Consider the following 24,485-nt stretch of genomic DNA (forward strand, 5'->3'; position numbering starts at 1 on the left):
AATCATGTTTGATTGCTTTTAACCCTAGTGCTTTTAATCACAAAATACGCCGTAGGGATGATAAAAAGCGTTAAAACAACGCTGCTTACCATGCCCCCTAGCATTGGCGCGGCAATGGATTTCATGATTTCACTACCCGTGCCATGGCTATACATGATCGGAATGAGTGAAGCTAAAATGCTAAAAAAGGTCATCAGCTTGGGCCTTACTCTAAGCACCGCCCCATGCATGATGGCTTCTTTTAAGGCGGTGGTCGTCTGTCCTTTTAAAGGGGTTTTGATGAACTTTTGAAACGCGTCTTCTAAATAAATAATCATCACAATAGCCGTTTCGCTCGCTACCCCTAAAAGGGCTAAAAAGCCCACTAGCGCTGCCACGCTCATGTTAAAGCCCATGAGATTCATAAAAATCAACCCCCCCAAAAACGCAAACGGCAGAGTGAAAAAGCATAGCAAGGAGTTAGTGAAATTCTTTAAAGCAAAGACAATTAAAATAAAAATGATAAACACGCTCACCGGCACGATGTATTGTAAGGTTTTAAACGCTTCTTCTAAATACTGGCTTTCGCCGCTAAATTCGTAATAATACCCACTGGGCAATTGGATTTTTTCTAGCGCTTTTTTAGCTAGTTGTCTGTAAGTATCAGAGCTTATACCATTTTGCGGCACAATATAAATAAAATTCACGTTCAAGCCCTTTTCGCTCTTTAACACCGCCGGCGAGTTGTCGTAATACACATGGGCTAATTCTCTTAAGGGCATGTAATTGTAAGCGGTTTTGATGTAGAGGTTTTTTAATTTTTCAATGGTGTTTCTTTCGGTGTCTTCTAAGCGTAAAGAAATAGGGTAACTTTCTACGCCTTTAATCATGGTAGTGAGCGTGGCTCCTCCCAGAGCGAATTTGATCGCATCTAGCACGGCGTTTTTATTGATGCCATAACGAGCCAGATTTTCATCGTTCAAATCCATCGTGATGTAGTAGCCGTTATTCGATCGCTCCGCAAAAACGGATAAACTCTCTTTTAGGGTTTTGAGCTGTTGCTCCATAAGGATCGCTAACTCTTGTAATTTATCCGTGTCGTTACCATAAAGCTTGATGCCTAGGGGCGTTCTAATGCCGGTTAAGAGCATGTCCGTTCTGCCACGAATGGGGTAAGTCCATGAATTGGTCAAGCCTTTTAATTGCAGGGTTTTTTCTAATTTGTCCCTAACTTCTTTGTAACTGAGCTTTTCTTTCCATTCGTTTTGCGGCTTTAATTCAATGTAGGTTTCTATCATGCTCAAGCCGGCAGCATCGGTGCTGGTGTTAGCGCGCCCCACTTTACCAAAAACCTGTTTGACAAAATCCAATCGCTTGATAGCGGCATTACTTTTTTTCAAGTATTCTAAAGCGGTATCAATGCCCACGCCATTAATGGTTACAGGCATATACATGATTACCCCTTCATTGATTTGGGGGATAAATTCCCAGTTGAGTTTTTTATACGCTACATACAACCCCCCTAAACCTAAGACGCTCGCTATTAAAAAAGCGTATCTGAACTTAAGCACAACCTTCAAACTCGTGCCATAAATTTTAATGAAAAAAGCGTTAATGGGGTTTTTAGACTCTTCTAATATCCGCCCTTTAATGAGCCATACCATTAAAATAGGGACTATGGTGATAGAGAGCAATGCTCCTACTAGCATGGCAAAGGTTTTGGTGTAAGCTAAAGGGGCAAAAAGCTTTTCTTCTTGGCCGGTGAGAGCAAAAATTGGCAAGAAAGAAACCACGATGATCATTAAAGCAAAAAATATCGCGCCCCCCACATGCTTAACCCCTTGCATGATAGCATTAACCCTTTGAGTGTTGTCTTTCGTATCAATGTGTTGCAAATGCTTGTGAGCGTTCTCCACCATCACAATCGCCGCATCCACCATCGCCCCTATAGCGATCGCAATGCCCCCTAAACTCATGATGCTCGCTTCAATATTGAAATAACGCATGAGCAAAAAACTGATGCACACGCTTAAAGGCAGAGTGATAATCACCACTAAAGCGCTCCTGAAATGCAGTAAAAAAATCGCAATAATGACTAGCACAATCACGCTTTCTTCTATGAGCGTGTGGATCAAATTGTCAATGCCTTTTTCAATCAATTCGCTCCTGTCATACACGCTGGTGATTTTCACATCAGGGTTACTCGCTTGTAGGGTAGCGATTTTTTCTTTAATGGCTTTAAGCACCTTATAAGTGTCAGCGTGATAGCGCACCATCACAATCCCCCCCACCACTTCCTTATCGCCATTCAGGTTAGCAGCCCCTCTGCGCGGTTTTGGCGTTAGCCTAACGCTGGCTATATCTTTGATTTTTAAAGGGATAGCCCCTTCTTTTTTAAGGACAATTTCTTCTAAATCCTTCAAAGATTGGATATACCCATGGGATCGCACAATTTTTTCAAACCCGTTTTCTAAAATAACCCCCCCACCGGTATCGTTATTGGAATTTTTAATCGCGTTAGCGACTTGCTCCAAACTCAAGTTATAACGGATCAGAGAATCGTTTTGAAGCGTTACTTCATAATCCTTCACAAAGCCCCCCACGCTTGCGACCTCACTCACCCCATCAACCCCTAAAAGCGCATAGCGGTAATAAAAATCTTGCAAGACTTTCAAATCGCTTAAATTCTTGCTGCCGCTAGATAGAGCGTATTGATACGCCCAGCCAATAGAAGTGGAATCGCTCCCTATTTCTACTTTAGCGTCCTTGGGGAGGTTATTCACTCGGTTTAATTGCTCTAAAACCCTATCCCTAGCCCAGTATAGATCCACGCCGTCTTTAAAAATGATGTAAATCAAGCCGCTTTCATAGCTAGAAATCCCCCTAACCGTGTCAATGTTGGCGATGCTCATGAAAGTAGAGACCAACGGGTAAGTAACCTGCTCTTGCACGATTTTAGGGCTTTGATTGGGGTAAGTGATTTGCACGACCACTTGAGCGGGGCTTAAATCTGGCAAAGCATCCAAACGAACGCTTTTTATCGCCCACAAAGAGGCTAAAAAAATGAGTAGGGTGATTAAAGTGGTAAGGAGTTTGTTTTTAACGCTTAAATCAATGATTTTTTCTATCATTCAATAATCTCCATTGTTTTGAGCGTCAGCGTCTAGCACGAATAAAGCGTTATTAGCCACTTCTTCGCCCGCTTCTAAACCCTCTAAAATTTCATAACTCCCATCGCTCAAGCGGACGGCTTTAATTTCTAATGGGCTTAAACCAAAATCATCTTTTTTAAACACGATAGCTTTCCCCCCCTTAATCAAAACCGCTTCTTTAGGCAAGATCTTCATTTTTTGTGGTTTTTGAAAGATTTCTACTTGAGCGAACATGTTAGGGTAATAAAGCTGTTTAACATTAGGCACATTGAAGCGCGCTTCTAACATTTTATCTTGCGGGTTTATGATAGGGTTAATGTTTTCAAGCATGATTTCTTGCTCGCCTTTAATCCCTTCTACGAACAAGATCGCTTTATGCGTGTTTTTTAAAAACTCTAAATCCTCTTGATTGACTTTAACAAGCGCCCACAATTGGCTTAAATCTATGATCTGAAAAAGCTCTTGCCCTTTTTTAATGAAGCTCCCCTCATTTAAATCCGGGCTTTTTTTAAAAATAACGCCACTGAAGCGAGAGTAAATAGTGATTGCATTTTGGACTTTATGGGTGCTGATGGTTTTTTCAATGCTGGAGTCTTCTAACCCTAATAGTTTTAGTTTTTCTTTAATTGCTCCCACTTGTTGGTTGAATTTCAATGATGATAACAGCTCGCTTTGAACGCCCACTAATTCAGGGGAATACACGCTCAATAGTCTATCGCCCTTTTTAATGGGGGTATAGGTTTTATTCGCATAAAGCTTTTCCACATAGCCATCAAAACGCAGGGTTTGGGAAAAAATCAGCGCTTCATTGGGCTCTAAAAGCGCATAATAGCGCCGGCTTTGAGAAAATTCTTTTTCTATGACTTTAGTGGTGGAAATATTAAAACGGATTTGGCTTTTCATTTCTTTCACCTTTTGATCGTTAGCGCATAAGGGGCTAAAAAATAGAATCAATCCTAACAATAAAAGCCGTTTCATTCCAATCCTTTAAGGTTTTGTAAAGACAAATAAGCGCTATTTAGAGCGCTCAAGGTTTCAAGCTGGGTGATTTGGATAGTGATTTTGTCGTTAAAAGCGTTGTAATAAGCGTTGTAATCGCCATTAGATTTCAAATCAAGCGCATAAATTTGCGCGATTTTTTCATTTTGCTTTATGATTTTATTGATCGATTCCAGGTTTTTTTGCAAGGTTTCTAATTTTTTAAGGAGTTTTAGGGCCAAGTGGCGCGTTTTGTTTTTGGTGTTTTCCACTTCGCTTTTAAACGCCAAGCTTTCTTTTTTCTTTTGCTCCACTAATTTAGCCTGCTTGCCATAAAGGGGTAAGGGGATAGACAAAGCGATACTAAACATATCGTAGTTATAGTATTGTTTGGAGCGGAAATAATACACCCCGGTAACATTCACGTCTTCTAAAAAGCTTTTTTTAGCCAGAGTGATGTCTTTTTGCGCTTTTTCTTCATCAAGCCTAGCGATCGCAATATCGTAATTAGTGGCACTGATGTTATATAACTCTTGCTCATGATTAAATTCAAAATTTTTAGGGGCAATGCTTAAAAGCTCGTTTTCTTTAAAAGTCAATTCACCCATGGAATAATGGCTGCTAGAGAGCGCTTCTTCTAAATTGTTTTTTTTGATTTCTAATTGCGATTTTAAAATTTCTAGCTTGGCGATCGCTATTAAATTGGGCGAACTGGAATGGTTGGCTTGATAAAGGGTGTTTTCTAAATTTTTAATCGCTGTGTTTAAAAGCTCTATTTCTTGTTGGTTTTTATAATTTTCAATGCCATTTATCATTAAACTAATCGCTAATTGTTGTTTGGTTTTTTTAAGCTCTAATATCTTTTTTTGCTTTTCTAAATCGATCATTTGAGATTGCGTGAGTCTTTTACCATTTAAATCCACTTTTTGAGACAAACCCAAGCTCATGTTTTGCATTAAGGTGCTATCCAGCCTGAAAAAATCGCTCACATTAGCGTTGTTGTAGCCTAAATATAAAATAGGGTTATCCCATTTGCTAACGGCTTTTTCTTGAGAATTTAAGGCGTCAATTTGCTCTTGTAAGGCTTGTATTTTTTGATTTTTAGAAAGGTATTTAGCCACAAAAGATTGGATCTCTAAATCTTTAGCCAAACCCAAACTAAAAAGCAGTAACAAGGCTGTTAAAAGGCGTATTAAAACGCCCCCCTTATAAAACGCGCTCATAAAAGACAGCATGCGCTTATAAATCCAGACTGGTTTTAGCACGATAAACCTGGCCCTCTTTAGATTTAATATCCACCCTAACCTGCCATGTCCCGTTCATAGAAAGATTGGTTTTCGCTTCATAAATGCCGTTTTTTTCGCTCACTTGCGCCATTTCTTTCATCGCTGGCATGCCAGGCATTTCAGGCATCATAAACTGCACCCTAACGATAGCTTTTTCTAAAGCCTTACCTTTTAAAGTGGGGCTGAGTATGAAAGTGTTATCGCCTTTAATGGGGTTACCCACGGATTTGATTTTCACTTCCAAGTCATTGGCTTTTAGGGTTTGCTCCCATGCGTTCAAGCTCATAACCCCCAACGTGCTTACTAAAAATAAAGCGGCTAACTTTTTCATCGTTTTGACCTTTAAATTAAGATAACAAGAAAATTCTTGTTGCGAATGGATGATAACCCTCTTTTGTGTAAAAATTGTGGAAGTTGTTTTTAAAAAAATTAGGGTTTTTAAGTAGAAGGTATAAGAGTTTATGCTATTTTTTTAAGGTTTTAAAATCAAATTTCAAAGGATTAGCATGCAATTTAGAATCGAACATGACACGATGGGCGAAATCAAAGTAGATGATAGCCAATACTGGGGGGCTCAAACGCAACGCAGTCTTGAAAACTTTAAAATCGGCACTGAAAAAATGCCTAAAGAACTCATTGGCGCGTTTGCCAAACTCAAAAGGAGTCTGGCGGTAGTCAACCACCAGTTAGGGAAATTAAGCCCAGAAAAATCGCAAGCCATTATCAAGGCGTGCGATTGCATTTTAAAAGGCGAGTTGTGCGGCGAATTCCCGTTAGCGATATGGCAAACAGGGAGCGGGACTCAAACGAACATGAACCTCAATGAGGTCATTGCCAATAAGGCTACCGAAATTTTAGGGGGTAATTTCAGGGAGAAAAAACTCATCCACCCTAACGATGACGTGAACATGTCTCAAAGCTCCAACGACACTTTCCCTACCGCAATGCACATTGTGAGCGTGCTAGAAATCACGCATAAACTGCTCCCTAGTTTGGAGAATCTGTTAAAAACCTTTAAAGACAAAAGCCAACAATTTAAAGAGATTGTCAAAATCGGGCGCACGCATTTGCAAGACGCCACGCCTTTAACTTTGGGGCAAGAATTTAGCGGGTATGCGAGCATGCTAGAGCATTCTAAACAACAAATTTTAGAGAGTTTGGAGCATTTAAGAGAATTAGCCATAGGCGGGACGGCCGTAGGCACCGGGCTAAACGCTCATAAAGAATTGAGTGAAAAAGTGGCTGAAGAATTGAGCCAGTTTAGTGGCGTGAAATTCGTCTCTGCGCCCAATAAATTCCACGCGCTCACTAGCCATGACGCTATCGCTTATGCGCATGGGGCTTTTAAGGCTTTAGCGGCGAATTTAATGAAAATCGCTAACGATATTAGATGGCTTGCGAGCGGGCCGCGCTGTGGTCTGGGCGAGCTTAATATCCCTGAAAACGAGCCGGGCAGTTCTATTATGCCCGGTAAAGTCAACCCCACGCAATGCGAAGCGATGACAATGGTGGCCGTGCAAGTGATGGGGAATGATACCGCTATTGGCATTGCGGCCAGTCAGGGTAATTTTGAATTGAACGTGTTCAAGCCGGTAATTATTTATAATTTCTTGCAAAGTTTGAGGCTCTTAAGCGATAGCATGGAAAGTTTTAATATCCATTGCGCAAGCGGTATTGAGCCTAACAGAGAAAAAATTGATTATTACTTGCACCATTCTTTAATGCTAGTAACCGCCCTAAACCCGCATGTAGGCTATGAAAACGCCGCTAAAATCGCTAAAAACGCCCACAAAAAAGGCATTTCTTTAAAAGAAAGCGCGCTGGAATTGAAACTCTTGAGCGCTGAAGATTTTGACAAATTCGTGGTGCCTGAAAAGATGATCGGGCCTAAGGCTTGAAAACCTTGGGTGGGCGCGTGAGATGAATCCTGAAAAAGCCACTCATTGCAAAGAGATTCGTAAGATCTTAAAAGAGGCATTGCATGACAATAAAGATTTGAATCTTTATTTGGAATCTGGAAGCAAGCATGCCAAGCTAACCGGTGGAGCGCATCATTTGACTATCCCTTCATCGCCAAGCGACAGAAAAAGCGTGAAAAACTTTGAAAAAGAATTAACAGAGTTTATTAAGAAGCTAAGAGAAAACAGGATAACGCATGGAGCGTGTGAGTAGGAATTTTGATACCGGTTGGGTTGCGTATCAATGATTTTAGGCATTGATGAAGCGGGTAGGGGGTGTTTGGCTGGTTCGCTTTTTGTGGCTGGGGTGGTGTGTAATGAAAAAACAGCCTTAGAGTTTTTGAGCATGGGTTTAAAAGACAGCAAGAAGCTCAGCCAAAAAAAGCGCTTTTTCTTAGAAGATAAAATCAAAACGCATGGTGAGGTGGGGTTTTGCGTGATTAAAAAAAGCGCGAATGAAATTGATAAATTAGGCTTAGGGGTGTGTTTGAAACTCGCTATTGAAGAGATTGTAGAAAATGGTTGCTCTTTAGCCAATGAAATAAAAATAGACGGCAACACGGCGTTTGGCTTGGATAAACGATACCCTAATATACAAACCATCATCAAGGGCGATGACAAAGTCGCTCAAATCGCTATGGCGTCTGTTTTAGCGAAAGCTGCTAAGGACAGAGAAATGCTAAAATTGCACGCTTTATTTAAAGAATACGGCTGGGATAAGAATTGCGGGTATGGGACTAAACAACATATAGAAGCGATCATTAAGCTAGGGGCTACGCCCTTTCATCGGCATAGCTTCACGCTTAAAAACCGCTCGTTATTTCAAGCCAAACCCCTAGATGTGGAACAACGCCTTATTTAAAAGGGTGCTGAGATGGGTAGCGCTCGTTAAAGAAAGGTTGATGCGTTTGGCTTTAAAGTAAGCGATTAAGTCTTCAGGCTGAATGAAAGGGAATTGCACCATAACATACACACGATGGTTGGTGGTATCCACGAACCTTTTGGCTAAAATGGATTTAGACGCTAAAAAATCAACAAGCCCAAATAAACAGCTGATAACATTATTTTTAACTTGAAGCGCTTTAACAATGCGATGGTGCAATTTAGTGATTAAAACGCTTTCTAACGAGCTGTAAGCGTTCATTTTGGCCCTTAAAAAAGCCACTTTTTCAGCGTTTGCTTCAGGGGGCAATTTGTCATCATAGGGGATGTAGTTGGAATAAAAATCGTTTCTTTTACCAGAAATTGAAGCCGATCCGACATATTGATTGGGCGGGTTCTTTTCGTTAAAAAGATTGACTTTAAGCCAACTAGGATAGTCTGCGATGTCTTGAAAACTCTTGGCATGCACTGTTTGAGTGAAAAGGCCTAAGGATAACAAGGTGCAGAAACTTAACTTTTTCAATGCGTTCATTGTAGCTTCCTCTCTATAAAAAAATATTAAAAATGCCCTACGCTTTTAGGGTAGGTGGTATTTCTCAAAAAAGCGAAATACTAGGATAGCTTATAGTGGGTTAGCTTAAGAAAAAATAAAAAATATTAAATAATCAATTAAAAATTTTATTAATAATATTAAATACATAAATACATAAATACATAAATACATAAATACATAAATACATAAATACATAAATACATAAATACATAAATACATAAATACATAAATACATAAATACATAAATACATAAATACATAAATACATAATAACTATTATACCAAAATAGATTGAATATCCAAAGAAAAATCAATGAAATTAAGGTGTTTGTAGGGGGGATTAGTTGCTGAAATGGGGGCGTTAATAGAAACCACCACGATATTAAAAAACCCATGTTTATGGCACCATAAAAGCTGTTTTTCTAAAAAATGGGGCGTGGGGAAAGCGTGGGCGATGAGGGCGAGCTTGTCGGTAGAATTTTTGCGCAAGATAAAAATCCCATTATCATGGGAGTAAAGCTTGAAGCTAGGGAATTGCTTGTAAAGCTCTAAAAAAACCATGTTTTCAAAAACGCTTAAAAGCGAGGGGTTAGGAGTCAGGCTATAAGGTAAGGCAAAATCGCACAGATACAATTTGGTTTTATGGCTTTCAAAACTAGGGACTAAAAAAAGGATGCGTTGTTTTTCTAGCGCGTGTAACAATTTATAAAGGGTGTCTTTGGAGACCTTAAGCTCTTTTTTGAGTTGCGTATAAAGATAAAAAGCGCTCACAAACTTAGACTGATACGAGCAGATTTTAGCCATTAAGGGGGCGTAAGTTTGAAAGGCTAGTTTGATATTTTCTTGTTTTTTTAGGATTTTTTCTTGCTCGTTTTCTGCAAAAAGCGAATCTAAAGCGTTGCCGTCTCTTAAAAAGCGGTTAAACAGGGTGTTTTTAGGGGTGTTGGGCTTGAAAAAGCTACCATATTCCTTAAAATTCAACCCTAACGCATAGCATAAGCAAAAATTAGGTGCTGTTATGGGGCTTAAATAATTAGGGATAAGAACGATTTTAGGAAGCTTAGGCAGGCTGAAATCCAAGTGCTCAATACGATCTAAAATGAGCAAATCCATTTTCTTTTCTAAATGCCATTTTAAAAGCCATGAGCCTAAGATATTTTTATTCAAACGCATGTCGTTGTAATTGATATACACAGGGTTTTTAAAATCCTTCGCTAGTTTCATGGCGAAAGTGGTTTTACCGGATTTCATCGGCCCTAAAAGACAGATTTTATCGCTTGAAGGCGTCTTTAAAAGCGGGTTGTTTAAAGCCGGCTCTTTAGGGGTTTCAAAAGGCCCAAAAGGGTGCAAGCAAGAAAGGGGCATAAACTTCCTTACAAATGGGATTGGATTAAGATAATCGTAGCGCATTTTTTTATATTTCCTTATAAAAAGGAAGTAAAAATCTCTAAAAAGCCCTAAAAATAGCAAAAGTTATTGACTAAAGGGCGCATTTTGAGTAGTATTTCAGTTTTTATTTTATTGTTTTATTCTGTTTTGAGTAACGAATGAAACGAGTTCTTTTAGGAGAGTTTATGGAAAAAATCAGGTTGAAGCTCAAAGCTTATGACCATAGAGTGTTGGATCGCTCTGTTGTGGCTATCGTGGAAGCCGTAAAGCGCTCAGGTTCTGAAATTAGAGGGCCTATTCCTTTACCGACTAAGAATAAGCGTTACACCGTTTTACGCTCCCCGCATGTCAATAAGGATTCAAGAGAGCAGTTTGAGATTAGGGTTTATAGCCGATTGATTGATATTATCTCGGCCACCCCAGAAACCGTGGATAGCTTGATGAAGTTGGATTTAGCTCCTGAGGTGGATGTAGAAGTAACTTCTATGGAAACGAAGTAGTCCTAACGCATTGAGATAATAAAATAAGGGTTAGATATGGAATTTTTAGTTCAAAAGATAGGCATGAGCCGCACGATTGATGCTAACAGCACGCCTGTAACCTTGCTTAAAGTCTTGCAAGCGAAAGTGTGCCAGCTAGAAAACGGGAAAGCTTTGGTGGCCTATGCGATGCATAAAAAACACAATAAGGCGATTGAAGGCCAGCAAAAGAAATACCAACTCAGCAAAGAGTTCAACCATTTCGCTACCTTAAAAGCTTCCCAACAACAAGAGTTGGGCGATTTGGATTTGAGCGCTTTAGAAACGCTTAAAAGGGTTAAAGCGAGCTTTAAAACTAAGGGAAGAGGCTTTGCGGGGGTGATGAAGCGTTGGAATTTCCAAGGCGGGCCTGCAGCGCATGGGAGCCGTTTCCATCGCCGCCCTGGTTCTATTGGTAACAGAGAATGGCCAGGAAGAGTGCAAAAGGGTAGGAAAATGGCAGGGCATTATGGCAATGAGCTAGTTACTTGCCAAAACGAGGTGCTCTCTTTTGATAAAGAAAGTATGGTGTTAGTGCTAAAGGGTTCAGTGGCCGGCTTTTCTGGGGCTTATGGACGCATTAGAGCGGTATAAAACCATACATTGAATATAATATAAAGGGTTTGATATGAGTAAGGCCATCGTTTTAGACAGCCATTTGAAAGAAAAGGGTAGCGTGGAGTTACCTAAAAGATATGAGGGCATTAACAGCCATAATCTCTATCTTTATGTGAAACATTATTTATCTTCTGCGCGCGCTAATACCGCTAAAAGTAAAAACCGTGCTGAAGTGAGCGGAGGCGGTAGGAAGCCTTGGGCGCAAAAAGGGGGCGGAAGAGCCAGAGCAGGGAGCATCACTTCGCCTGTGTTTGTGGGTGGGGGTGTCTCTCATGGGGCTACGAATAAGCGCAACTACAACCTTAAAATTAACAAAAAACAAAAACGCTTGGCTTTAGAATACGCTTTAGAAGAAAAAGCGCAAGCGAATAAGCTTTTTGTGGTGGAAAAAATCGCTATAAAAGGCGTGGTTGAAGACAATAAAAGAAAGCATTTGACTAAAGAAGCCAACCAAATGTTCCAGGCTTTGGAGCAACGAGACACTTTGTTTGTGTGCATGAACATGGACGAATACACCGAGTTAGCCTTTAGTAACCTTAAAAAATGCCTTATTGTTGATGTGAGCGAGTTAAACGCTTATCTTTTGGCGGCGTTTAGCTCTGTGGTGATGGAAGAAGCAGCGTTTCAGCATGTGGTGCAAGATAAGACAGAGGAGTAAAAAATGGCAGACATCATGGATATAAAGTCAATTCTTTACACTGAAAAGTCATTAGGATTGCAAGAAAAAGGTGTTTTAGTGGTCCAAACGGCTCAACATGTAACTAAAAACCAGCTCAAAGAAGTGTTTAAAACTTACTTTGGCTTTGAGCCTTTGAAAATCAATTCTTTGAAACAAGAGGGTAAGGTGAAACGCTTTAGAGGGAAGCTTGGACAAAGAAAGTCGTTTAAGAAATTTTATGTGAAAGTTCCAGAGGGCGCTAGTATTGCCGCCCTTGGCGCGTAGAAAGGAGAAAGCGTTATGACGATTAAAACTTATAAGCCCTACACCCCAAGCAGACGCTTCATGTCGGTGTTGGACTCTAAAGACATTACCGCAAAAAGCAGTGTCAAAGGCTTACTCACTAAGCTTAAAGCGACAGCAGGGAGAAACAATAATGGGCGCATCACCAGCCGCCACAAAGAGAGAGGGGCTAAAAAACTCTATCGCATTATTGATTTCAAGCGCAACAAATACAATATTGAAGGGAAAGTGGCTGCGATTGAGTATGATCCTTACAGAAACGCGCGCATCGCTCTTGTAGTCTATCCTGATGGGGACAAACGCTATATTTTACAGCCAAGCGGTTTGAAAGTGGGCGATAGCGTTATCGCTGCTGAAGGCGGTTTGGATATTAAAGTGGGCTTTGCGATGAAGTTGAAAAATATCCCTATAGGAACGGTGGTGCATAACATTGAAATGCATCCAGGGGCTGGCGGGCAATTAGCCAGAAGTGCTGGGATGAGCGCTCAAATCATGGGCAGGGAAAATAAATACACCATTCTTAGGATGCCAAGCTCTGAAATGCGCTACATTTTGAGCGAATGCATGGCGAGTGTTGGCGTGGTAGGGAATGAGGATTTTATCAATGTCTCTATCGGTAAGGCAGGGCGTAACCGCCACAGAGGTATCCGCCCACAAACTCGTGGTAGCGCGATGAACCCAGTGGATCACCCGCATGGTGGGGGTGAGGGTAAAACAGGGACAAGCGGTCATCCTGTATCGCCTTGGGGTACTCCGGCTAAGGGCTATAAAACGAGAAAGAAAAAAGCTAGCGACAAGCTCATCATTTCCAGAAAGAAACATAAATAAAGGGTTAAGAATGTCTAGGTCAATTAAAAAGGGTCCTTTTATAGACGACCACTTGATGAAAAAAACGCTCAAGGCAAAAGAGGGCAAGGATAACCGCCCGATTAAAACATGGTCTAGAAGAAGCACCATTTTGCCTGAAATGATTGGTTTTACTTATAATGTGCATAACGGAAGGGTTTTTGTCCCTGTGTATATCACAGAAAACCATGTGGGTTATAAGTTAGGGGAATTCGCTCCTACAAGAACTTTTAAAGGGCACAAAGGCAGTGTCCAAAAAAAGATTGGCAAGTAAGGGGGTAGAATGAGTAAAGCATTATTAAGATTTGTGCGGTTATCTCCTACTAAAGCCAGATTGATTGCAAGACAGATCCAAGGCATGAACGCTGAATTAGCGATCGCTAGTTTGGAATTTACGCCCAATAAAGCGGCTAGAGTGCTTTCAAAAGTGGTGGCTTCTGCGGTCGCTAACGGCTCTTTAGACGCCAAAAGCGCTCTGATTGTTTCTTGCAGAGTGGATGCAGGTCCTGTGCTTAGGCGCTCCATTCCAAGGGCTAAAGGCAGAGCCACAGCCATTAGAAAGCCAACATCTCATGTATTCGTAGAAGTAGCAGAAGGGAAAGAAATGAAATCTTCTAAAAGCCATAAAAAAAATCAAGCAGAAGGTAAGTAGGGCATGGGACAAAAAGTTAATCCGGTAGGTTTAAGATTAGGTATTAATAGGAATTGGACTTCCAGATGGTTCCCCAGCGCTCGCACCGCTCCAAGCAATATTGATGAAGACAATAAGATTAGGAAATTCCTTAAAAAAGAGCTTTATTATGCCGGCGTGAGCGAGATTGTGATTGAAAGAGCGGCTAAAAAACTGCGCGTTACGGTCGTAGCGGCTCGCCCAGGGCTTATCATTGGTAAAAAAGGCGTGGATATTGAAAAAGTCAAAGAAGGCTTAAAAACGCTCATCAAAAAAGAAGTCTCCATTAATATTAAAGAAGTCAAACGCCCCCAAGCTGACGCCCAATTAGCCGCAGAAAATGTAGCCACCCAGCTAGAAAAAAGGGTCGCTTTCCGCCGCGCGATGAAAAAAGTCATGCAAGCGGCGTTAAAATCCGGCGCTAAAGGGATCAAGGTGCGCGTTTCTGGTCGTTTAGCAGGGGCTGAAATCGCTCGCACCGAATGGTATATGGAAGGGCGCGTGCCTTTACACACTTTAAGGGCTAAGATTGATTATGGCTTTGCTGAAGCGATGACGGTATATGGTATTATTGGCGTGAAAGTGTGGATTTTCAAAGGGGAAGTTTTGCAAAAAGGCATCCAATTTGAGAAAAAAGAAGAGGCTAAAGAAGAAAGAGAGCCTAGAAGAAGCAGAAGAGGGAGGCAATAATCATGTTAATGCCAAAAAGAACAAAATACAGAAAGCAAATGAAAGGGCGCAATCGTGGGAAAGCCCATCGTGGTAACTCTATTGCGTTTGGGGATATTGCGATTAAAGCCATAGAGCATGGGAGGATTGATTCACGCCAGATTGAATCCGCAAGGGTGGCCATGACAAGGCACATTAAAAGAGCGGGTAAGGTGTGGATTAGAGTATTTCCCGATAAGCCTTTGACCGCTAAGCCTTTAGAAACCAGGATGGGTAAAGGTAAAGGCTCTGTGGAAAAATGGGTGATGAATATCAAGCCGGGCAGAATCGTTTATGAAATGCTAGGCATTGAAGAAGGACTAGCGAGAGAAGCTTTAGCGTTAGCTCAGAGCAAACTTCCTTTTAAAACCAAAATTGTAACTTGTGAGAGCGAAAATGAAATATACTGAATTGAAAGATAAGAGTATCAAGGAATTAGAAGAGTTGTTGCATGCTAAGAAAGCGGAGCTTTTTGAGTTGCGCGTTAAGTTAAAGACCATGCAATTGAGTAATCCTAACGAGATTAAGAAAGCCAGAAGAAATATCGCTCGCATTAACACGGCCATTAATGCGTATTATTCTTCTAGCGTTGAGTAAAAAAAGGGTAAGCAATGAATACGAAAGAGCCGCATAAAAGGCTGGTGCAAGGCAAGGTGATCAGCAAATTTGCTGAAAAAAGTGCTGTGATTCTTGTGGAAAGGAAAGTGGTGCATGAAAAATACCGCAAGATTGTTAAAAAGTTCAAAAAATACACCATTCATGATGAAAACAATCAAGTGAAAGTAGGGGATTTTGTGAGCGCGATTGAGTGCAGACCGCTTTCTAAAACCAAGTCCTTCACGCTTAAAGAAATTTTAGTAGTGGGAGTATAAGCATGATACAGAGTTTTACAAGATTGAATGTCGCTGATAATAGCGGCGCGAAAGAAATCATGTGCATTAAGGTGTTAGGAGGCAGCCACAAACGCTATGCGAGCGTGGGTAGCGTGATTGTGGCTTCCGTGAAAAAAGCTATCCCTAATGGCAAGGTGAAACGAGGCCAGGTGGTGAAAGCCGTTGTGGTGCGAACGAAAAAAGAAATTCAAAGGAAAAATGGTTCTCTGGTGCGTTTTGATGACAATGCAGCAGTGATTTTGGACGCTAAAAAAGATCCTGTTGGCACAAGGATTTTTGGGCCAGTGAGCCGAGAAGTGCGTTACGCTAATTTTATGAAAATCATTTCTCTAGCGCCGGAGGTTGTATAATGAAAAGCGAAATCAAAAAAAATGACATGGTGAAAGTCATTGCAGGAGACGATAAGGGTAAGGTCGCTAAGGTTTTAGCGGTGTTGCCTAAGACTTCTCAAGTCATTGTTGAAGGGTGTAAGGTGGTGAAAAAAGCGATTAAACCCACTGATGATAACCCTAAAGGGGGCTTTATCCATAAAGAAAAGCCCATGCACATTTCTAATGTGAAAAAAGCTTAAGGAGTTAGGTAGTGTTTGGTTTGAAACAATTTTATCAAAATGAAGTGAAAATAAAACTCGCTCAAGAATTAGACATCAAAAACCCCATGCTTTTACCCAAGCTAGAAAAAATCGTTATCAGCGTGGGCGCTGGGGCTCATGCAAAAGACATTAAAATCATGCAAAATATTGCACAAACGATTTCTTTGATTGCAGGGCAAAAAGCGGTTATCACTAAAGCGAAAAAATCCGTTGCGGGTTTTAAGATCAGAGAAGGCATGGCGGTAGGGGCGAAAGTTACCTTAAGGAATAAACGCATGTATAATTTCTTAGAAAAGCTGATTGTGATTTCGTTACCCAGAGTGAAAGACTTTAGAGGGATTTCACGGAATGGGTTTGACGGGCGTGGGAATTACACCTTTGGGATCAATGAGCAGTTGATTTTCCCGGAAGTGGTTTATGATGATATTATGGTCAGTCATGGCATGAACATCACGATGGTAACTTCTACGGACAACGATAAAGAAGCGTTCAAGTTGTTAGAATTGCTTGGATTGCCTTTTGCAAAAGTGAGATAAGGGGTTAATATGGCTAAAAAATCAATGATAGCAAAGGCTCAAAGGAAACCAAAATTCCAAGTAAGGGCTTATACCAGATGCCGCATTTGCGGGAGACCTCATTCGGTTTATAGGGATTTTGGACTTTGTAGGGTGTGCCTGAGAAAAATGGGCAGTGAGGGACTCATCCCAGGCTTGAGAAAAGCCAGTTGGTAAGGATAAGATATGGTAAATGATATAATTGCAGATTCATTAACTCGTTTGAGAAACGCTTCTATGCGCCGCTTAGAATTCACACAGCTTTATTACGCAAAGATCGTGGTTTCTATTTTAGAGATTTTTAAAGAAAAAGGTTTCATTAAAGATTTCAATATCAAAGATAAAGACAAGAAACAATCGGTTTATGTGCAATTGGCTTATGATGAAAAAGGGCATTCAAAGATCAGCGAAGTGAAGCGCTTGAGCAAGCCCGGTCGTCGTGTGTATAAGCAAAAAAACGAGTTGAAGCGCTTTAAAAATGGCTATGGCGTGATTGTGGTAAGCACTTCTAAAGGGGTGATCACCAACGAAGAAGCTTACAGACAAAATGTCGGTGGCGAAGTGCTTTGCAGCATTTGGTAAAGGATTGAAAATGTCAAGAATCGGGAAAAGAATCATTGAAATTCCAAGCTCTGTGCAAGCGAGCGTTGAAGGGAGCAAGCTTCTTTTTAAAAACAGCAAAGAAAAGCATGAGTTAGAAACTCACAACCGAGTGAAAATCACGCTTGAAAACAACCAATTGAGCTTCCAGCCTGTGGGCGAAGACGCGCAGTCTAGGGCTTATTGGGGGACTTATGGGGCGTTAGCCAATAACATTGTAACAGGCTTAAGCACCGGTTTCAGTAAGACTTTAGAAGTCAATGGCGTGGGCTATAAGGTGGCTTTGGGCAATAAAACTTTGGATTTGAGTTTGGGTTTTAGCCACCCAGTGAAATACCCCATTCCAGCGGGGATTGAAATGGTGGTGGAAAAAAACACGATCACGATCAAAGGGAGCGATAAGCAAAAAGTAGGGCAAGTCGCCGCTGAAATCAGGAGCTTCAGACCCCCAGAGCCATACAAGGGCAAGGGCGTGAAATACAGCGATGAAGTCATTATTAGAAAAGCTGGTAAAACAGCTAAAAAATAAATAAGGTGGAGTGATGAACGCAAAAGCATTGTATAAAAAGAAAGCCTTAAGAGATCGCCGGAAATTAAGGATTAAAAGCAAACTCTTAGGCGATGCATTAAGGCCTAGGGTGAGCGTTTTTCGTTCGAATCGCTATTTCTATGTGCAAGCGATTGATGACGTGAAACAAAGCACTATAACGCATATTGACGGCAGGAAAATGGGCTTTAAAAACACGCAAGAAGACGCTAAAAAATTAGGCGCTCTCTTTGCTGAAGAATTGAAAAAAGCAGGGATTGAGCGGGTGGTTTATGACAGGAATGGTTACCTCTATCATGGCGTGGTGGCAGCGTTTGCTGAAAGCTTGAGAGAGAACGGGATCGCTCTATGACAGAAAGGAAAGGTATGGAAGAGATTAACAGAGAAGAGTTTCAAGAAGTCGTCGTGAATATTGGCCGTGTAACCAAAGTGGTTAAGGGCGGTAGGCGGTTTCGTTTTAACGCTTTAGTGGTTGTGGGCAATAAAAACGGGCTTGTAGGTTTTGGTTTAGGCAAGGCTAAGGAAGTCCCTGATGCGATTAAAAAAGCGGTAGATGATGCGTTTAAAAATCTCATTCATGTAACCATTAAAGGCACGACTATCGCTCATGATATTGAACATAAATACAACGCAAGCCGTATTTTGCTCAAACCGGCAAGTGAGGGAACGGGAGTGATTGCTGGGGGTTCAACGCGCCCTATCGTGGAATTAGCAGGCATTAAGGATATTCTAACCAAATCTTTAGGCTCCAACAACCCCTATAATGTGGTGCGTGCGACTTTTGACGCTTTAGCGAAAATCAAGGCGTAGTTAAAAGGATATGACAATGGGATTAGAAAATTTAAAACCGGCTAAAGGTAGCGTTAAGAAAATCAAACGAGTGGGCCGTGGTCAAGGAAGCGGCATGGGAAAGACGGCCACAAGAGGCGGTAAAGGCCAAACCGCAAGGACAGGCTATAAGGCTAAAAGAGGCTTTGAAGGAGGGCAACAACCCTTACAACGCCGTTTGCCTAAAATAGGTTTTAGGACTAAAGATTCTCATATCTATTCTATCAATGTAGAAAAGAATGAAGCGATCAAGCATTTAGAAGAAATCACTTTTTCAAGCTTGCGCGCTTTGCACCATTTCCCCCTTTATATTGAAGGCGTGAAATTGATCGGTAAAGACGCTAAAAACTTGGCTTCTAAAATTAAAGATGAGAGAATCAAAACAAGCGGGCAGAAGTAATGCCCCTGTTGTATCAGCTTGATTTAAGAGGAATAAGTTATTATGAATAAAGCTATTGCTAGTAAGATACTCATCACTTTGGGTTTTTTATTTCTCTACAGAGTCTTAGCTTATATCCCCATTCCTGGCGTAGATTTAGCAGCGATCAAGGCTTTTTTTGACAGCAACTCCAACAACGCTTTGGGGTTGTTTAACATGTTTAGCGGGAATGCGGTTTCTCGCTTGAGCATCATCTCTTTGGGTATCATGCCCTACATCACTTCTTCCATTATCATGGAGCTTTTGAGCGCGACTTTCCCCAACTTGGCTAAAATGAAAAAAGAGCGAGACGGCATGCAAAAGTACATGCAAATCGTGCGCTATTTGACCATTTTAATCACCCTAATCCAAGCGGTGAGCGTTTCAGTGGGCTTAAGGAGCATTAGTGGAGGAGCCAATGGGGCGATCATGATTGATATGCAAGTCTTTATGATCGTTTCAGCGTTTTCTATGCTTACAGGGACGATGCTGCTCATGTGGATAGGGGAGCAAATCACGCAAAGGGGCGTGGGGAATGGGATTAGTCTCATTATTTTTGCTGGGATTGTTTCAGGGATTCCGTCGGCTATTTCAGGCACATTCAATTTGGTCAATACGGGCGTGATCAATATCTTAATGCTCATTGGTATTGTGCTGATTGTTTTAGCGACTATTTTTGCGATTATCTATGTGGAATTAGCTGAGCGTAGGATCCCTATTTCTTATGCACGTAAAGTGGTGATGCAAAACCAAAACAAGCGCATCATGAACTACATTCCTATTAAGTTGAATTTAAGCGGGGTGATCCCCCCCATTTTCGCTTCAGCTTTGCTCGTGTTCCCTTCTACGATTTTACAGCAAGCCACAAGCAACAAAACCTTGCAAGCGATTGCAGATTTTTTAAGCCCGCAAGGATATGCGTATAATATTTTGATGTTCTTGCTCATCATCTTTTTCGCTTACTTTTATTCTTCTATCGTGTTCAATTCTAAGGATATTGCGGATAATTTGAGGCGTAATGGTGGGTATATTCCAGGGCTTAGGCCTGGAGAGGGGACTTCATCGTTTTTAAATTCTGTAGCGAGTAAGCTCACTTTGTGGGGTTCGTTGTATTTAGCGCTCATTTCTACCGTGCCTTGGATTTTGGTTAAGGCTATGGGCGTGCCTTTTTACTTTGGAGGCACGGCGGTGCTGATTGTGGTTCAAGTCGCTATTGATACCATGAAAAAGATTGAAGCGCAAATTTATATGAGCAAGTATAAAACTTTAAGCGCGGTAGGCTTTTAATGGCAATCTCTATTAAAAGCCCAAAAGAAATCAAAGCTCTAAGAAAAGCCGGGGAATTAACCGCTCAAGCGTTAGCCCTTTTAGAGCGAGAAGTAAGGCCTGGAGTTTCACTTTTAGAGCTGGATAAAATGGCTGAAGATTTTATCCAATCTCTTGGGGCTAGACCCGCTTTTAAGGGGCTCTATGGTTTCCCTAATTCTGTGTGCATGTCCTTAAATGAGGTGGTCATTCATGGCATTCCTACGGATTATGTTTTACAAGAGGGGGATATTATAGGCTTGGATTTGGGGGTGGAGGTGGATGGTTATTATGGCGATTCAGCTCTCACGCTTCCCATAGGCGCGATAAGCCCGCAAGATGAAAAATTGCTCGCTTGCTCTGAAGAGAGCTTGATGCATGCCATTAGCTCCATTAGAGTGGGCATGCATTTTAAAGAGTTGAGTCAGATTTTAGAGAGTGCTATTGTAGAAAGGGGCTTTGTGCCTTTGAAAGGATTTTGTGGGCATGGCATTGGTAAAAAACCCCATGAAGAGCCAGAAATCCCCAACTACCTAGAAAAAGGCGTCAAAGCTAATAGCGGCCCTAAAATCAAAGAGGGCATGGTATTTTGCTTAGAGCCTATGGTGTGTCAAAAACAGGGCGAGCCTAAAATACTAGCGGATAAGTGGAGCGTGGTTTCAGTGGATGGGCTTAACACAAGCCACCATGAGCATACTATCGCCATAGTTGGCAATAAAGCAGTGATTCTTACGGAGCGTTAATGGCAAGAGATGATGTTATAGAAGTGGATGGGAAAGTGATTGAGGCGTTGCCTAACGCCACTTTTAAGGTGGAATTAGACAACAAGCATGTGGTGTTGTGCCGTATTTCTGGAAAGATGCGCATGCACTATATTAGGATTGCTTTAGGCGATAGGGTCAAGCTAGAGCTTACGCCCTATAGCTTAGACAAGGGTCGGATAACTTTTAGATATAAATGAATTTAAGGGTTATTTCAATGAAAATATGTTAGTATAAAAGTTTTTAGTAGTGCCTAATTTTTTCAAAGGAGAAAAATCATGAAAGTCAGGCCATCAGTGAAAAAGATGTGCGATAAGTGCAAAATCATTAAAAGAAGGGGCGTTATTAGAGTGATCTGCACTACCCCTAAACACAAACAAAGACAAGGATAAAGCATGGCAAGGATTGCTGGTGTGGATTTACCAAAAAAGAAGAGAGTAGAGTATGCCCTTACCTATATTTATGGGATTGGGCTTAAGAGTTCTAGAGAGATTTTAGAAGCGGTGGGCATTTCTTTTGACAAGCGCGTGCATGAATTGAGCGAAGATGAAGTGTCTAGTATCGCTAAAAAAATCCAGCAAAGCTACTTGGTAGAGGGCGATTTGCGTAAAAAAGTTCAAATGGATATTAAATCTTTAATGGACTTAGGGAATTATCGTGGGATCAGGCATCGTAAAGGTCTTCCTGTGAGAGGCCAAACCACTAAAAATAACGCTAGGACTCGTAAGGGTAAGAAAAAAACCGTGGGTAGCAAGTAGCGGATAAGGAGATGATGATTTAATGGCTAAGAGAAATGTAACGGCTAAAAAGAAAGTAGTCAAAAAGAATATTGCTAGAGGGGTTGTTTATATTTCAGCGACCTTTAATAATACCAACATCACTATCACTGATGAAATGGGTAATGTGATTTGCTGGAGCACAGCGGGCGGTTTAGGGTTTAAAGGCTCTAAAAAATCCACCCCTTATGCGGCCCAACAAGCTGTAGAAAGCGCTCTAAGCAAGGCTAAAGAGCATGGCGTTAAAGAAGTGGGCATTAAGGTTCAAGGGCCAGGCAGTGGGCGTGAGACCGCTATTAAGAGCGTGGGTGCGACAGAGGGCGTTAAAGTGCTTTGGATTAAAGACATCACCCCGCTCCCTCATAATGGTTGCAGACCCCCTAAAAGAAGAAGAGTGTAAGGAGGCTTTATGGCAAGATATAGAGGCGCAGTAGAAAGACTAGAAAGGCGTTTTGGGGTTTCTTTAGCCTTAAAAGGTGAAAGGCGATTGAGCGGGAAGAGCGCGCTAGATAAAAGGGCTTATGGGCCAGGCCAGCATGGGCAAAGACGCGCTAAGACTTCTGATTACGGGTTGCAATTGAAAGAAAAGCAAAAAGCTAAAATGATGTATGGCATTTCTGAAAAGCAATTCAGGAGTATTTTCGTGGAAGCCAATCGCTTGGACGGCAATACGGGTGAAAACCTTATCCGCTTGATTGAGAGAAGATTGGATAATGTTGTCTATCGCATGGGGTTTGCGACCACTAGAAGCTCTGCTAGGCAATTGGTAACGCATGGGCATGTGCTTGTGGATGGTAAGCGTTTGGATATTCCCTCTTATTTTGTGCGTTCAGGGCAAAAAATTGAGATCAAAGAAAAAACCAAGAGCAACCCCCAAGTGGTACGCGCGATGGAATTGACAGCTCAAACAGGGATTGTGCCATGGATTGATGTGGAAAAAGATAAAAAATACGGCATCTTCACCCGCTACCCTGAAAGAGAAGAAGTGGTTGTCCCTATTGAAGAAAGACTCATTGTAGAATTGTATTCTAAGTAAGGGGTTAGAGCATGAAAGTTATCAAAACAGCACCTTTGATCCCATCAGAAATTAAGGTTCTAGAGAAAGAGGGCAATCGGGTTAAGATTTCTCTGGCTCCATTTGAGTTTGGTTACGCTGTTACGCTCGCTCATCCTATTAGAAGGCTCTTGCTTTTAAGCTCTGTGGGGTATGCTCCTGTAGGTTTAAAGATTGAAGGCGTCTATCATGAGTTTGACTCATTAAGGGGGGTTACTGAAGATGTGTCGCTTTTTATCATGAATTTAAAAAATATCCGCTTTATAGCCAAGGCGTTAGTGGGGCAGGATAGTTCTTTAGAAAACCAATCGGTTGTGGTGGATTATTCTTTTAAAGGGCCTATGGAGCTTAGGGCTAGGGATTTGAATTCTGAACATATAGAAATCGTCAATCCGGAAATGCCCCTAGCCACAATCAACGAAGACGCTCAATTGAATTTTTCGCTCATTATCTATAAAGGAATGGGGTATGTCCCAAGCGAAACTACAAGAGAATTGATGCCTGAGGGCTACATGCCGCTAGACGGCTCTTTCACGCCGATTAAAAAGGTCGTTTATGAGATTGAAAACGTTTTGGTTGAGGGCGATCCTAACTATGAAAAAATCATTTTTGATATTGAAACAGACGGGCAGATTGACCCTTATAAAGCGTTTTTATCAGCGGTGAAAGTGATGAGTAAGCAACTGGGCGTTTTTGGTGAAAAACCCATTGCCAACACGGAGTATTCAGGCGATTACGCTCAAAGAGATGACGCTAAAGACTTGAGCGCTAAGATTGAAAGCATGAATTTGAGCGCTAGGTGTTTTAACTGCTTGGATAAAATCGGTATCAAGTATGTGGGCGAATTGGTTTTGATGAGCGAAGAAGAGCTTAAAAGCGTGAAAAACATGGGCAAAAAATCCTATGATGAAATCGCTGAAAAATTGAATGATTTGGGCTATCCGGTAGGCACAGAATTAAGCCCTGAACAAAGAGAAAGTTTAAAGAAAAGATTAGAAAAATTAGAAGATAAAGGAGGTAACGACTGATGAGACACAAACACGGATACCGCAAGCTTGGGAGAACCAGCTCGCACAGAAAGGCGTTATTAAAGAATTTGGCGATCGCTTTGATTGAGCATAACAAAATTGAAACAGGGATTTATAAAGCTAAGGAGTTGTGCAGTTACATTGAGAAATTAACGACAGCGGCTCGTGTGGGCGATTTTAACGCGCACCGCCATGTTTTTGCGTATTTGCAAAACAAAGAAGCCACCCACAAGCTTGTAACTGAAATCGCACCCAAATACGCGCAAAGGAATGGCGGATACACAAGGATCCAACGCACCACTTTTAGAAGAGGGGACGCTTCCACTCTAGCCACCATTGAATTTGTGTGAAATGTGATGGACTGCTAGCCAAGATTTTAGTCTTGGTTGGTATTATCGCTTTGATTTTATCTTTTTAAAAGAAGCGCTTAAAAGCTTTGATTTTGTTTTATTGAGCGTTAATTATAAAATTTAAAAAATGCTAAAAGCGTTTTCTGTAATCAAAATATAAAAGAGCTTAGTTAAGCGATAATCTCCAAACGGCAAAAATAAAGTAACTAAAACCCCATTTTTAAAAAATTAAAATAAACTCAAAACTCGCTTCTATCCCACCCTTTAATTGAGCGGTATTTC

38 protein-coding genes are annotated in these 24,485 nt (G+C 41.2%); 32 read left to right on the forward strand and 6 right to left on the reverse strand.

All coding sequences use genetic code 11. The annotated features are described in order from the left end of the window. Positions 1-2 precede the first annotated feature (2 nt). Genes EAL87_RS03900 through crdA form a run of 4 tightly spaced genes read right to left on the reverse strand, consistent with a single transcriptional unit; the run spans position 3 to position 5,726 of the window. A complete protein-coding gene (locus tag EAL87_RS03900) occupies positions 3-3,110 on the reverse strand; it encodes an efflux RND transporter permease subunit (protein WP_120913095.1) in 3,108 nt (1,035 codons plus the stop codon). Beyond that, entirely contained in the window at positions 3,111-4,109 is a 999-nt protein-coding gene (locus tag EAL87_RS03905; RefSeq protein WP_120913097.1) for an efflux RND transporter periplasmic adaptor subunit, read from the reverse strand. Next, complete coding sequence (gene crdB / locus EAL87_RS03910; protein WP_120913099.1) at positions 4,106-5,344, reverse strand: copper resistance outer membrane protein CrdB; 1,239 nt, start codon at positions 5,342-5,344, stop codon at positions 4,106-4,108. The genes EAL87_RS03905 and crdB overlap by 4 nt, the downstream gene beginning before the upstream one ends. Before the next feature lie 4 nt (positions 5,345-5,348). Then, positions 5,349-5,726: a copper resistance determinant CrdA gene (gene crdA, locus EAL87_RS03915; RefSeq protein WP_120913101.1), complete on the reverse strand. Its 378-nt coding sequence runs from the start codon at positions 5,724-5,726 to the stop codon at positions 5,349-5,351. 175 nt (positions 5,727-5,901) lie between these two features. On the opposite strand from crdA, the gene fumC reads away from it, so the two are divergent. The 3 genes from fumC to EAL87_RS03930 are packed head-to-tail and all read left to right on the forward strand — an operon-like array spanning position 5,902 to position 8,215. Further along, positions 5,902-7,293 (forward strand): class II fumarate hydratase, encoded by a 1,392-nt coding sequence (gene fumC / locus EAL87_RS03920; RefSeq protein ID WP_120913104.1) that lies wholly within the window; start codon positions 5,902-5,904, stop codon positions 7,291-7,293. A gap of 22 nt (positions 7,294-7,315) precedes the next feature. Further along, on the forward strand, positions 7,316-7,567 hold the full coding sequence (locus tag EAL87_RS03925; protein ID WP_120913106.1) for a hypothetical protein: 252 nt from the start codon (positions 7,316-7,318) through the stop codon (positions 7,565-7,567). Positions 7,568-7,597: 30 nt separating this feature from the next. Further along, positions 7,598-8,215 (forward strand): ribonuclease HII, encoded by a 618-nt coding sequence (locus EAL87_RS03930; protein WP_162972588.1) that lies wholly within the window; start codon positions 7,598-7,600, stop codon positions 8,213-8,215. Here the strand turns inward: EAL87_RS03930 and EAL87_RS03935 are convergent. Together EAL87_RS03935 and EAL87_RS03940 are read right to left on the reverse strand one after the other, a co-directional pair. Then, a complete protein-coding gene (locus EAL87_RS03935) occupies positions 8,189-8,767 on the reverse strand; it encodes a hypothetical protein (RefSeq protein WP_162972590.1) in 579 nt (192 codons plus the stop codon). The genes EAL87_RS03930 and EAL87_RS03935 overlap by 27 nt on opposite strands. Before the next feature lie 296 nt (positions 8,768-9,063). Continuing rightward, complete coding sequence (locus tag EAL87_RS03940) at positions 9,064-10,152, reverse strand: ATP-binding protein (RefSeq protein ID WP_162972591.1); 1,089 nt, start codon at positions 10,150-10,152, stop codon at positions 9,064-9,066. A 209-nt stretch (positions 10,153-10,361) separates the two neighbouring features. On the opposite strand from EAL87_RS03940, the gene rpsJ reads away from it, so the two are divergent. The 29 genes from rpsJ (at position 10,362) to rplQ (ending at position 24,203) form a co-directional block, all read left to right on the forward strand. Next, positions 10,362-10,676 carry a 30S ribosomal protein S10 gene (rpsJ, locus tag EAL87_RS03945; protein WP_000411561.1) on the forward strand — a complete coding sequence of 105 codons (315 nt, stop codon included), beginning with the start codon at positions 10,362-10,364 and terminating at the stop codon, positions 10,674-10,676. A 36-nt stretch (positions 10,677-10,712) separates the two neighbouring features. Continuing rightward, positions 10,713-11,288 carry a 50S ribosomal protein L3 gene (gene rplC / locus EAL87_RS03950; protein WP_000395323.1) on the forward strand — a complete coding sequence of 192 codons (576 nt, stop codon included), beginning with the start codon at positions 10,713-10,715 and terminating at the stop codon, positions 11,286-11,288. Between the two features lie 34 nt (positions 11,289-11,322). Next, positions 11,323-11,970 carry a 50S ribosomal protein L4 gene (gene rplD / locus EAL87_RS03955; RefSeq protein WP_000030143.1) on the forward strand — a complete coding sequence of 216 codons (648 nt, stop codon included), beginning with the start codon at positions 11,323-11,325 and terminating at the stop codon, positions 11,968-11,970. Between the two features lie 3 nt (positions 11,971-11,973). Beyond that, positions 11,974-12,255 (forward strand): 50S ribosomal protein L23, encoded by a 282-nt coding sequence (locus EAL87_RS03960; protein ID WP_000763611.1) that lies wholly within the window; start codon positions 11,974-11,976, stop codon positions 12,253-12,255. 15 nt (positions 12,256-12,270) lie between these two features. Further along, positions 12,271-13,101 carry a 50S ribosomal protein L2 gene (rplB, locus tag EAL87_RS03965; protein WP_120913114.1) on the forward strand — a complete coding sequence of 277 codons (831 nt, stop codon included), beginning with the start codon at positions 12,271-12,273 and terminating at the stop codon, positions 13,099-13,101. A gap of 10 nt (positions 13,102-13,111) precedes the next feature. Then, positions 13,112-13,393 (forward strand): 30S ribosomal protein S19, encoded by a 282-nt coding sequence (gene rpsS, locus EAL87_RS03970; RefSeq protein WP_000091385.1) that lies wholly within the window; start codon positions 13,112-13,114, stop codon positions 13,391-13,393. Positions 13,394-13,402: 9 nt separating this feature from the next. After that, entirely contained in the window at positions 13,403-13,771 is a 369-nt protein-coding gene (gene rplV / locus EAL87_RS03975) for a 50S ribosomal protein L22 (RefSeq protein WP_000030375.1), read from the forward strand. Between the two features lie 3 nt (positions 13,772-13,774). Next, on the forward strand, positions 13,775-14,479 hold the full coding sequence (gene rpsC / locus EAL87_RS03980; protein ID WP_000529972.1) for a 30S ribosomal protein S3: 705 nt from the start codon (positions 13,775-13,777) through the stop codon (positions 14,477-14,479). A 2-nt stretch (positions 14,480-14,481) separates the two neighbouring features. Further along, positions 14,482-14,907: a 50S ribosomal protein L16 gene (rplP, locus tag EAL87_RS03985; RefSeq protein WP_000928961.1), complete on the forward strand. Its 426-nt coding sequence runs from the start codon at positions 14,482-14,484 to the stop codon at positions 14,905-14,907. After that, positions 14,894-15,094: a 50S ribosomal protein L29 gene (gene rpmC, locus EAL87_RS03990; RefSeq protein ID WP_000877895.1), complete on the forward strand. Its 201-nt coding sequence runs from the start codon at positions 14,894-14,896 to the stop codon at positions 15,092-15,094. The genes rplP and rpmC overlap by 14 nt, the downstream gene beginning before the upstream one ends. 14 nt (positions 15,095-15,108) lie before the next feature. Further along, the gene (gene rpsQ, locus EAL87_RS03995; protein ID WP_001092746.1) at positions 15,109-15,369 is read left to right on the forward strand and encodes a 30S ribosomal protein S17; all 261 of its coding nucleotides are present in this window, start codon (positions 15,109-15,111) and stop codon (positions 15,367-15,369) included. A gap of 2 nt (positions 15,370-15,371) precedes the next feature. Continuing rightward, positions 15,372-15,740: a 50S ribosomal protein L14 gene (gene rplN / locus EAL87_RS04000; protein WP_000616110.1), complete on the forward strand. Its 369-nt coding sequence runs from the start codon at positions 15,372-15,374 to the stop codon at positions 15,738-15,740. Next, positions 15,740-15,961, forward strand: a complete 222-nt coding sequence (rplX, locus tag EAL87_RS04005) for a 50S ribosomal protein L24 (RefSeq protein ID WP_000834236.1) — start codon at positions 15,740-15,742, stop codon at positions 15,959-15,961. Before rplN ends, rplX begins: the two co-directional genes overlap by 1 nt. 11 nt (positions 15,962-15,972) lie before the next feature. Beyond that, positions 15,973-16,518 (forward strand): 50S ribosomal protein L5, encoded by a 546-nt coding sequence (rplE, locus tag EAL87_RS04010; RefSeq protein ID WP_120913116.1) that lies wholly within the window; start codon positions 15,973-15,975, stop codon positions 16,516-16,518. A 9-nt stretch (positions 16,519-16,527) separates the two neighbouring features. After that, a complete protein-coding gene (locus EAL87_RS04015) occupies positions 16,528-16,713 on the forward strand; it encodes a type Z 30S ribosomal protein S14 (protein WP_001085694.1) in 186 nt (61 codons plus the stop codon). 9 nt (positions 16,714-16,722) lie between these two features. Further along, positions 16,723-17,118, forward strand: a complete 396-nt coding sequence (rpsH, locus tag EAL87_RS04020; protein ID WP_000245802.1) for a 30S ribosomal protein S8 — start codon at positions 16,723-16,725, stop codon at positions 17,116-17,118. Between the two features lie 10 nt (positions 17,119-17,128). Further along, entirely contained in the window at positions 17,129-17,665 is a 537-nt protein-coding gene (gene rplF, locus EAL87_RS04025; protein ID WP_000086603.1) for a 50S ribosomal protein L6, read from the forward strand. A 13-nt stretch (positions 17,666-17,678) separates the two neighbouring features. Further along, positions 17,679-18,035 carry a 50S ribosomal protein L18 gene (gene rplR, locus EAL87_RS04030; RefSeq protein WP_120913118.1) on the forward strand — a complete coding sequence of 119 codons (357 nt, stop codon included), beginning with the start codon at positions 17,679-17,681 and terminating at the stop codon, positions 18,033-18,035. A gap of 14 nt (positions 18,036-18,049) precedes the next feature. Then, positions 18,050-18,493: a 30S ribosomal protein S5 gene (rpsE, locus tag EAL87_RS04035; RefSeq protein ID WP_001860543.1), complete on the forward strand. Its 444-nt coding sequence runs from the start codon at positions 18,050-18,052 to the stop codon at positions 18,491-18,493. 16 nt (positions 18,494-18,509) lie between these two features. Then, positions 18,510-18,911 carry a 50S ribosomal protein L15 gene (gene rplO / locus EAL87_RS04040; RefSeq protein ID WP_000522162.1) on the forward strand — a complete coding sequence of 134 codons (402 nt, stop codon included), beginning with the start codon at positions 18,510-18,512 and terminating at the stop codon, positions 18,909-18,911. Positions 18,912-18,953: 42 nt separating this feature from the next. After that, positions 18,954-20,216, forward strand: a complete 1,263-nt coding sequence (gene secY, locus EAL87_RS04045) for a preprotein translocase subunit SecY (protein ID WP_001030183.1) — start codon at positions 18,954-18,956, stop codon at positions 20,214-20,216. Continuing rightward, entirely contained in the window at positions 20,216-20,977 is a 762-nt protein-coding gene (gene map, locus EAL87_RS04050) for a type I methionyl aminopeptidase (protein ID WP_120913120.1), read from the forward strand. Before secY ends, map begins: the two co-directional genes overlap by 1 nt. Next, positions 20,977-21,195 carry a translation initiation factor IF-1 gene (gene infA, locus EAL87_RS04055; protein WP_000090248.1) on the forward strand — a complete coding sequence of 73 codons (219 nt, stop codon included), beginning with the start codon at positions 20,977-20,979 and terminating at the stop codon, positions 21,193-21,195. The genes map and infA overlap by 1 nt, the downstream gene beginning before the upstream one ends. 78 nt (positions 21,196-21,273) lie before the next feature. Beyond that, positions 21,274-21,387 (forward strand): 50S ribosomal protein L36, encoded by a 114-nt coding sequence (rpmJ, locus tag EAL87_RS04060; protein WP_000868340.1) that lies wholly within the window; start codon positions 21,274-21,276, stop codon positions 21,385-21,387. Positions 21,388-21,390: 3 nt separating this feature from the next. Next, positions 21,391-21,753: a 30S ribosomal protein S13 gene (gene rpsM, locus EAL87_RS04065; RefSeq protein WP_000090809.1), complete on the forward strand. Its 363-nt coding sequence runs from the start codon at positions 21,391-21,393 to the stop codon at positions 21,751-21,753. A 22-nt stretch (positions 21,754-21,775) separates the two neighbouring features. Then, the gene (gene rpsK, locus EAL87_RS04070; RefSeq protein WP_001129289.1) at positions 21,776-22,171 is read left to right on the forward strand and encodes a 30S ribosomal protein S11; all 396 of its coding nucleotides are present in this window, start codon (positions 21,776-21,778) and stop codon (positions 22,169-22,171) included. Between the two features lie 9 nt (positions 22,172-22,180). Further along, the gene (gene rpsD / locus EAL87_RS04075) at positions 22,181-22,807 is read left to right on the forward strand and encodes a 30S ribosomal protein S4 (protein ID WP_000135247.1); all 627 of its coding nucleotides are present in this window, start codon (positions 22,181-22,183) and stop codon (positions 22,805-22,807) included. A gap of 11 nt (positions 22,808-22,818) precedes the next feature. Further along, positions 22,819-23,853, forward strand: a complete 1,035-nt coding sequence (locus tag EAL87_RS04080; protein ID WP_120913122.1) for a DNA-directed RNA polymerase subunit alpha — start codon at positions 22,819-22,821, stop codon at positions 23,851-23,853. Further along, the gene (rplQ, locus tag EAL87_RS04085) at positions 23,853-24,203 is read left to right on the forward strand and encodes a 50S ribosomal protein L17 (RefSeq protein ID WP_001216111.1); all 351 of its coding nucleotides are present in this window, start codon (positions 23,853-23,855) and stop codon (positions 24,201-24,203) included. The genes EAL87_RS04080 and rplQ overlap by 1 nt, the downstream gene beginning before the upstream one ends. Positions 24,204-24,485: the final 282 nt, after the last annotated feature.

Origin of the sequence: Helicobacter pylori (assembly GCF_003636935.1) — a bacterium.
In the GTDB taxonomy this organism is placed as follows: Bacteria; Campylobacterota; Campylobacteria; order Campylobacterales; family Helicobacteraceae; genus Helicobacter; species Helicobacter pylori_CH.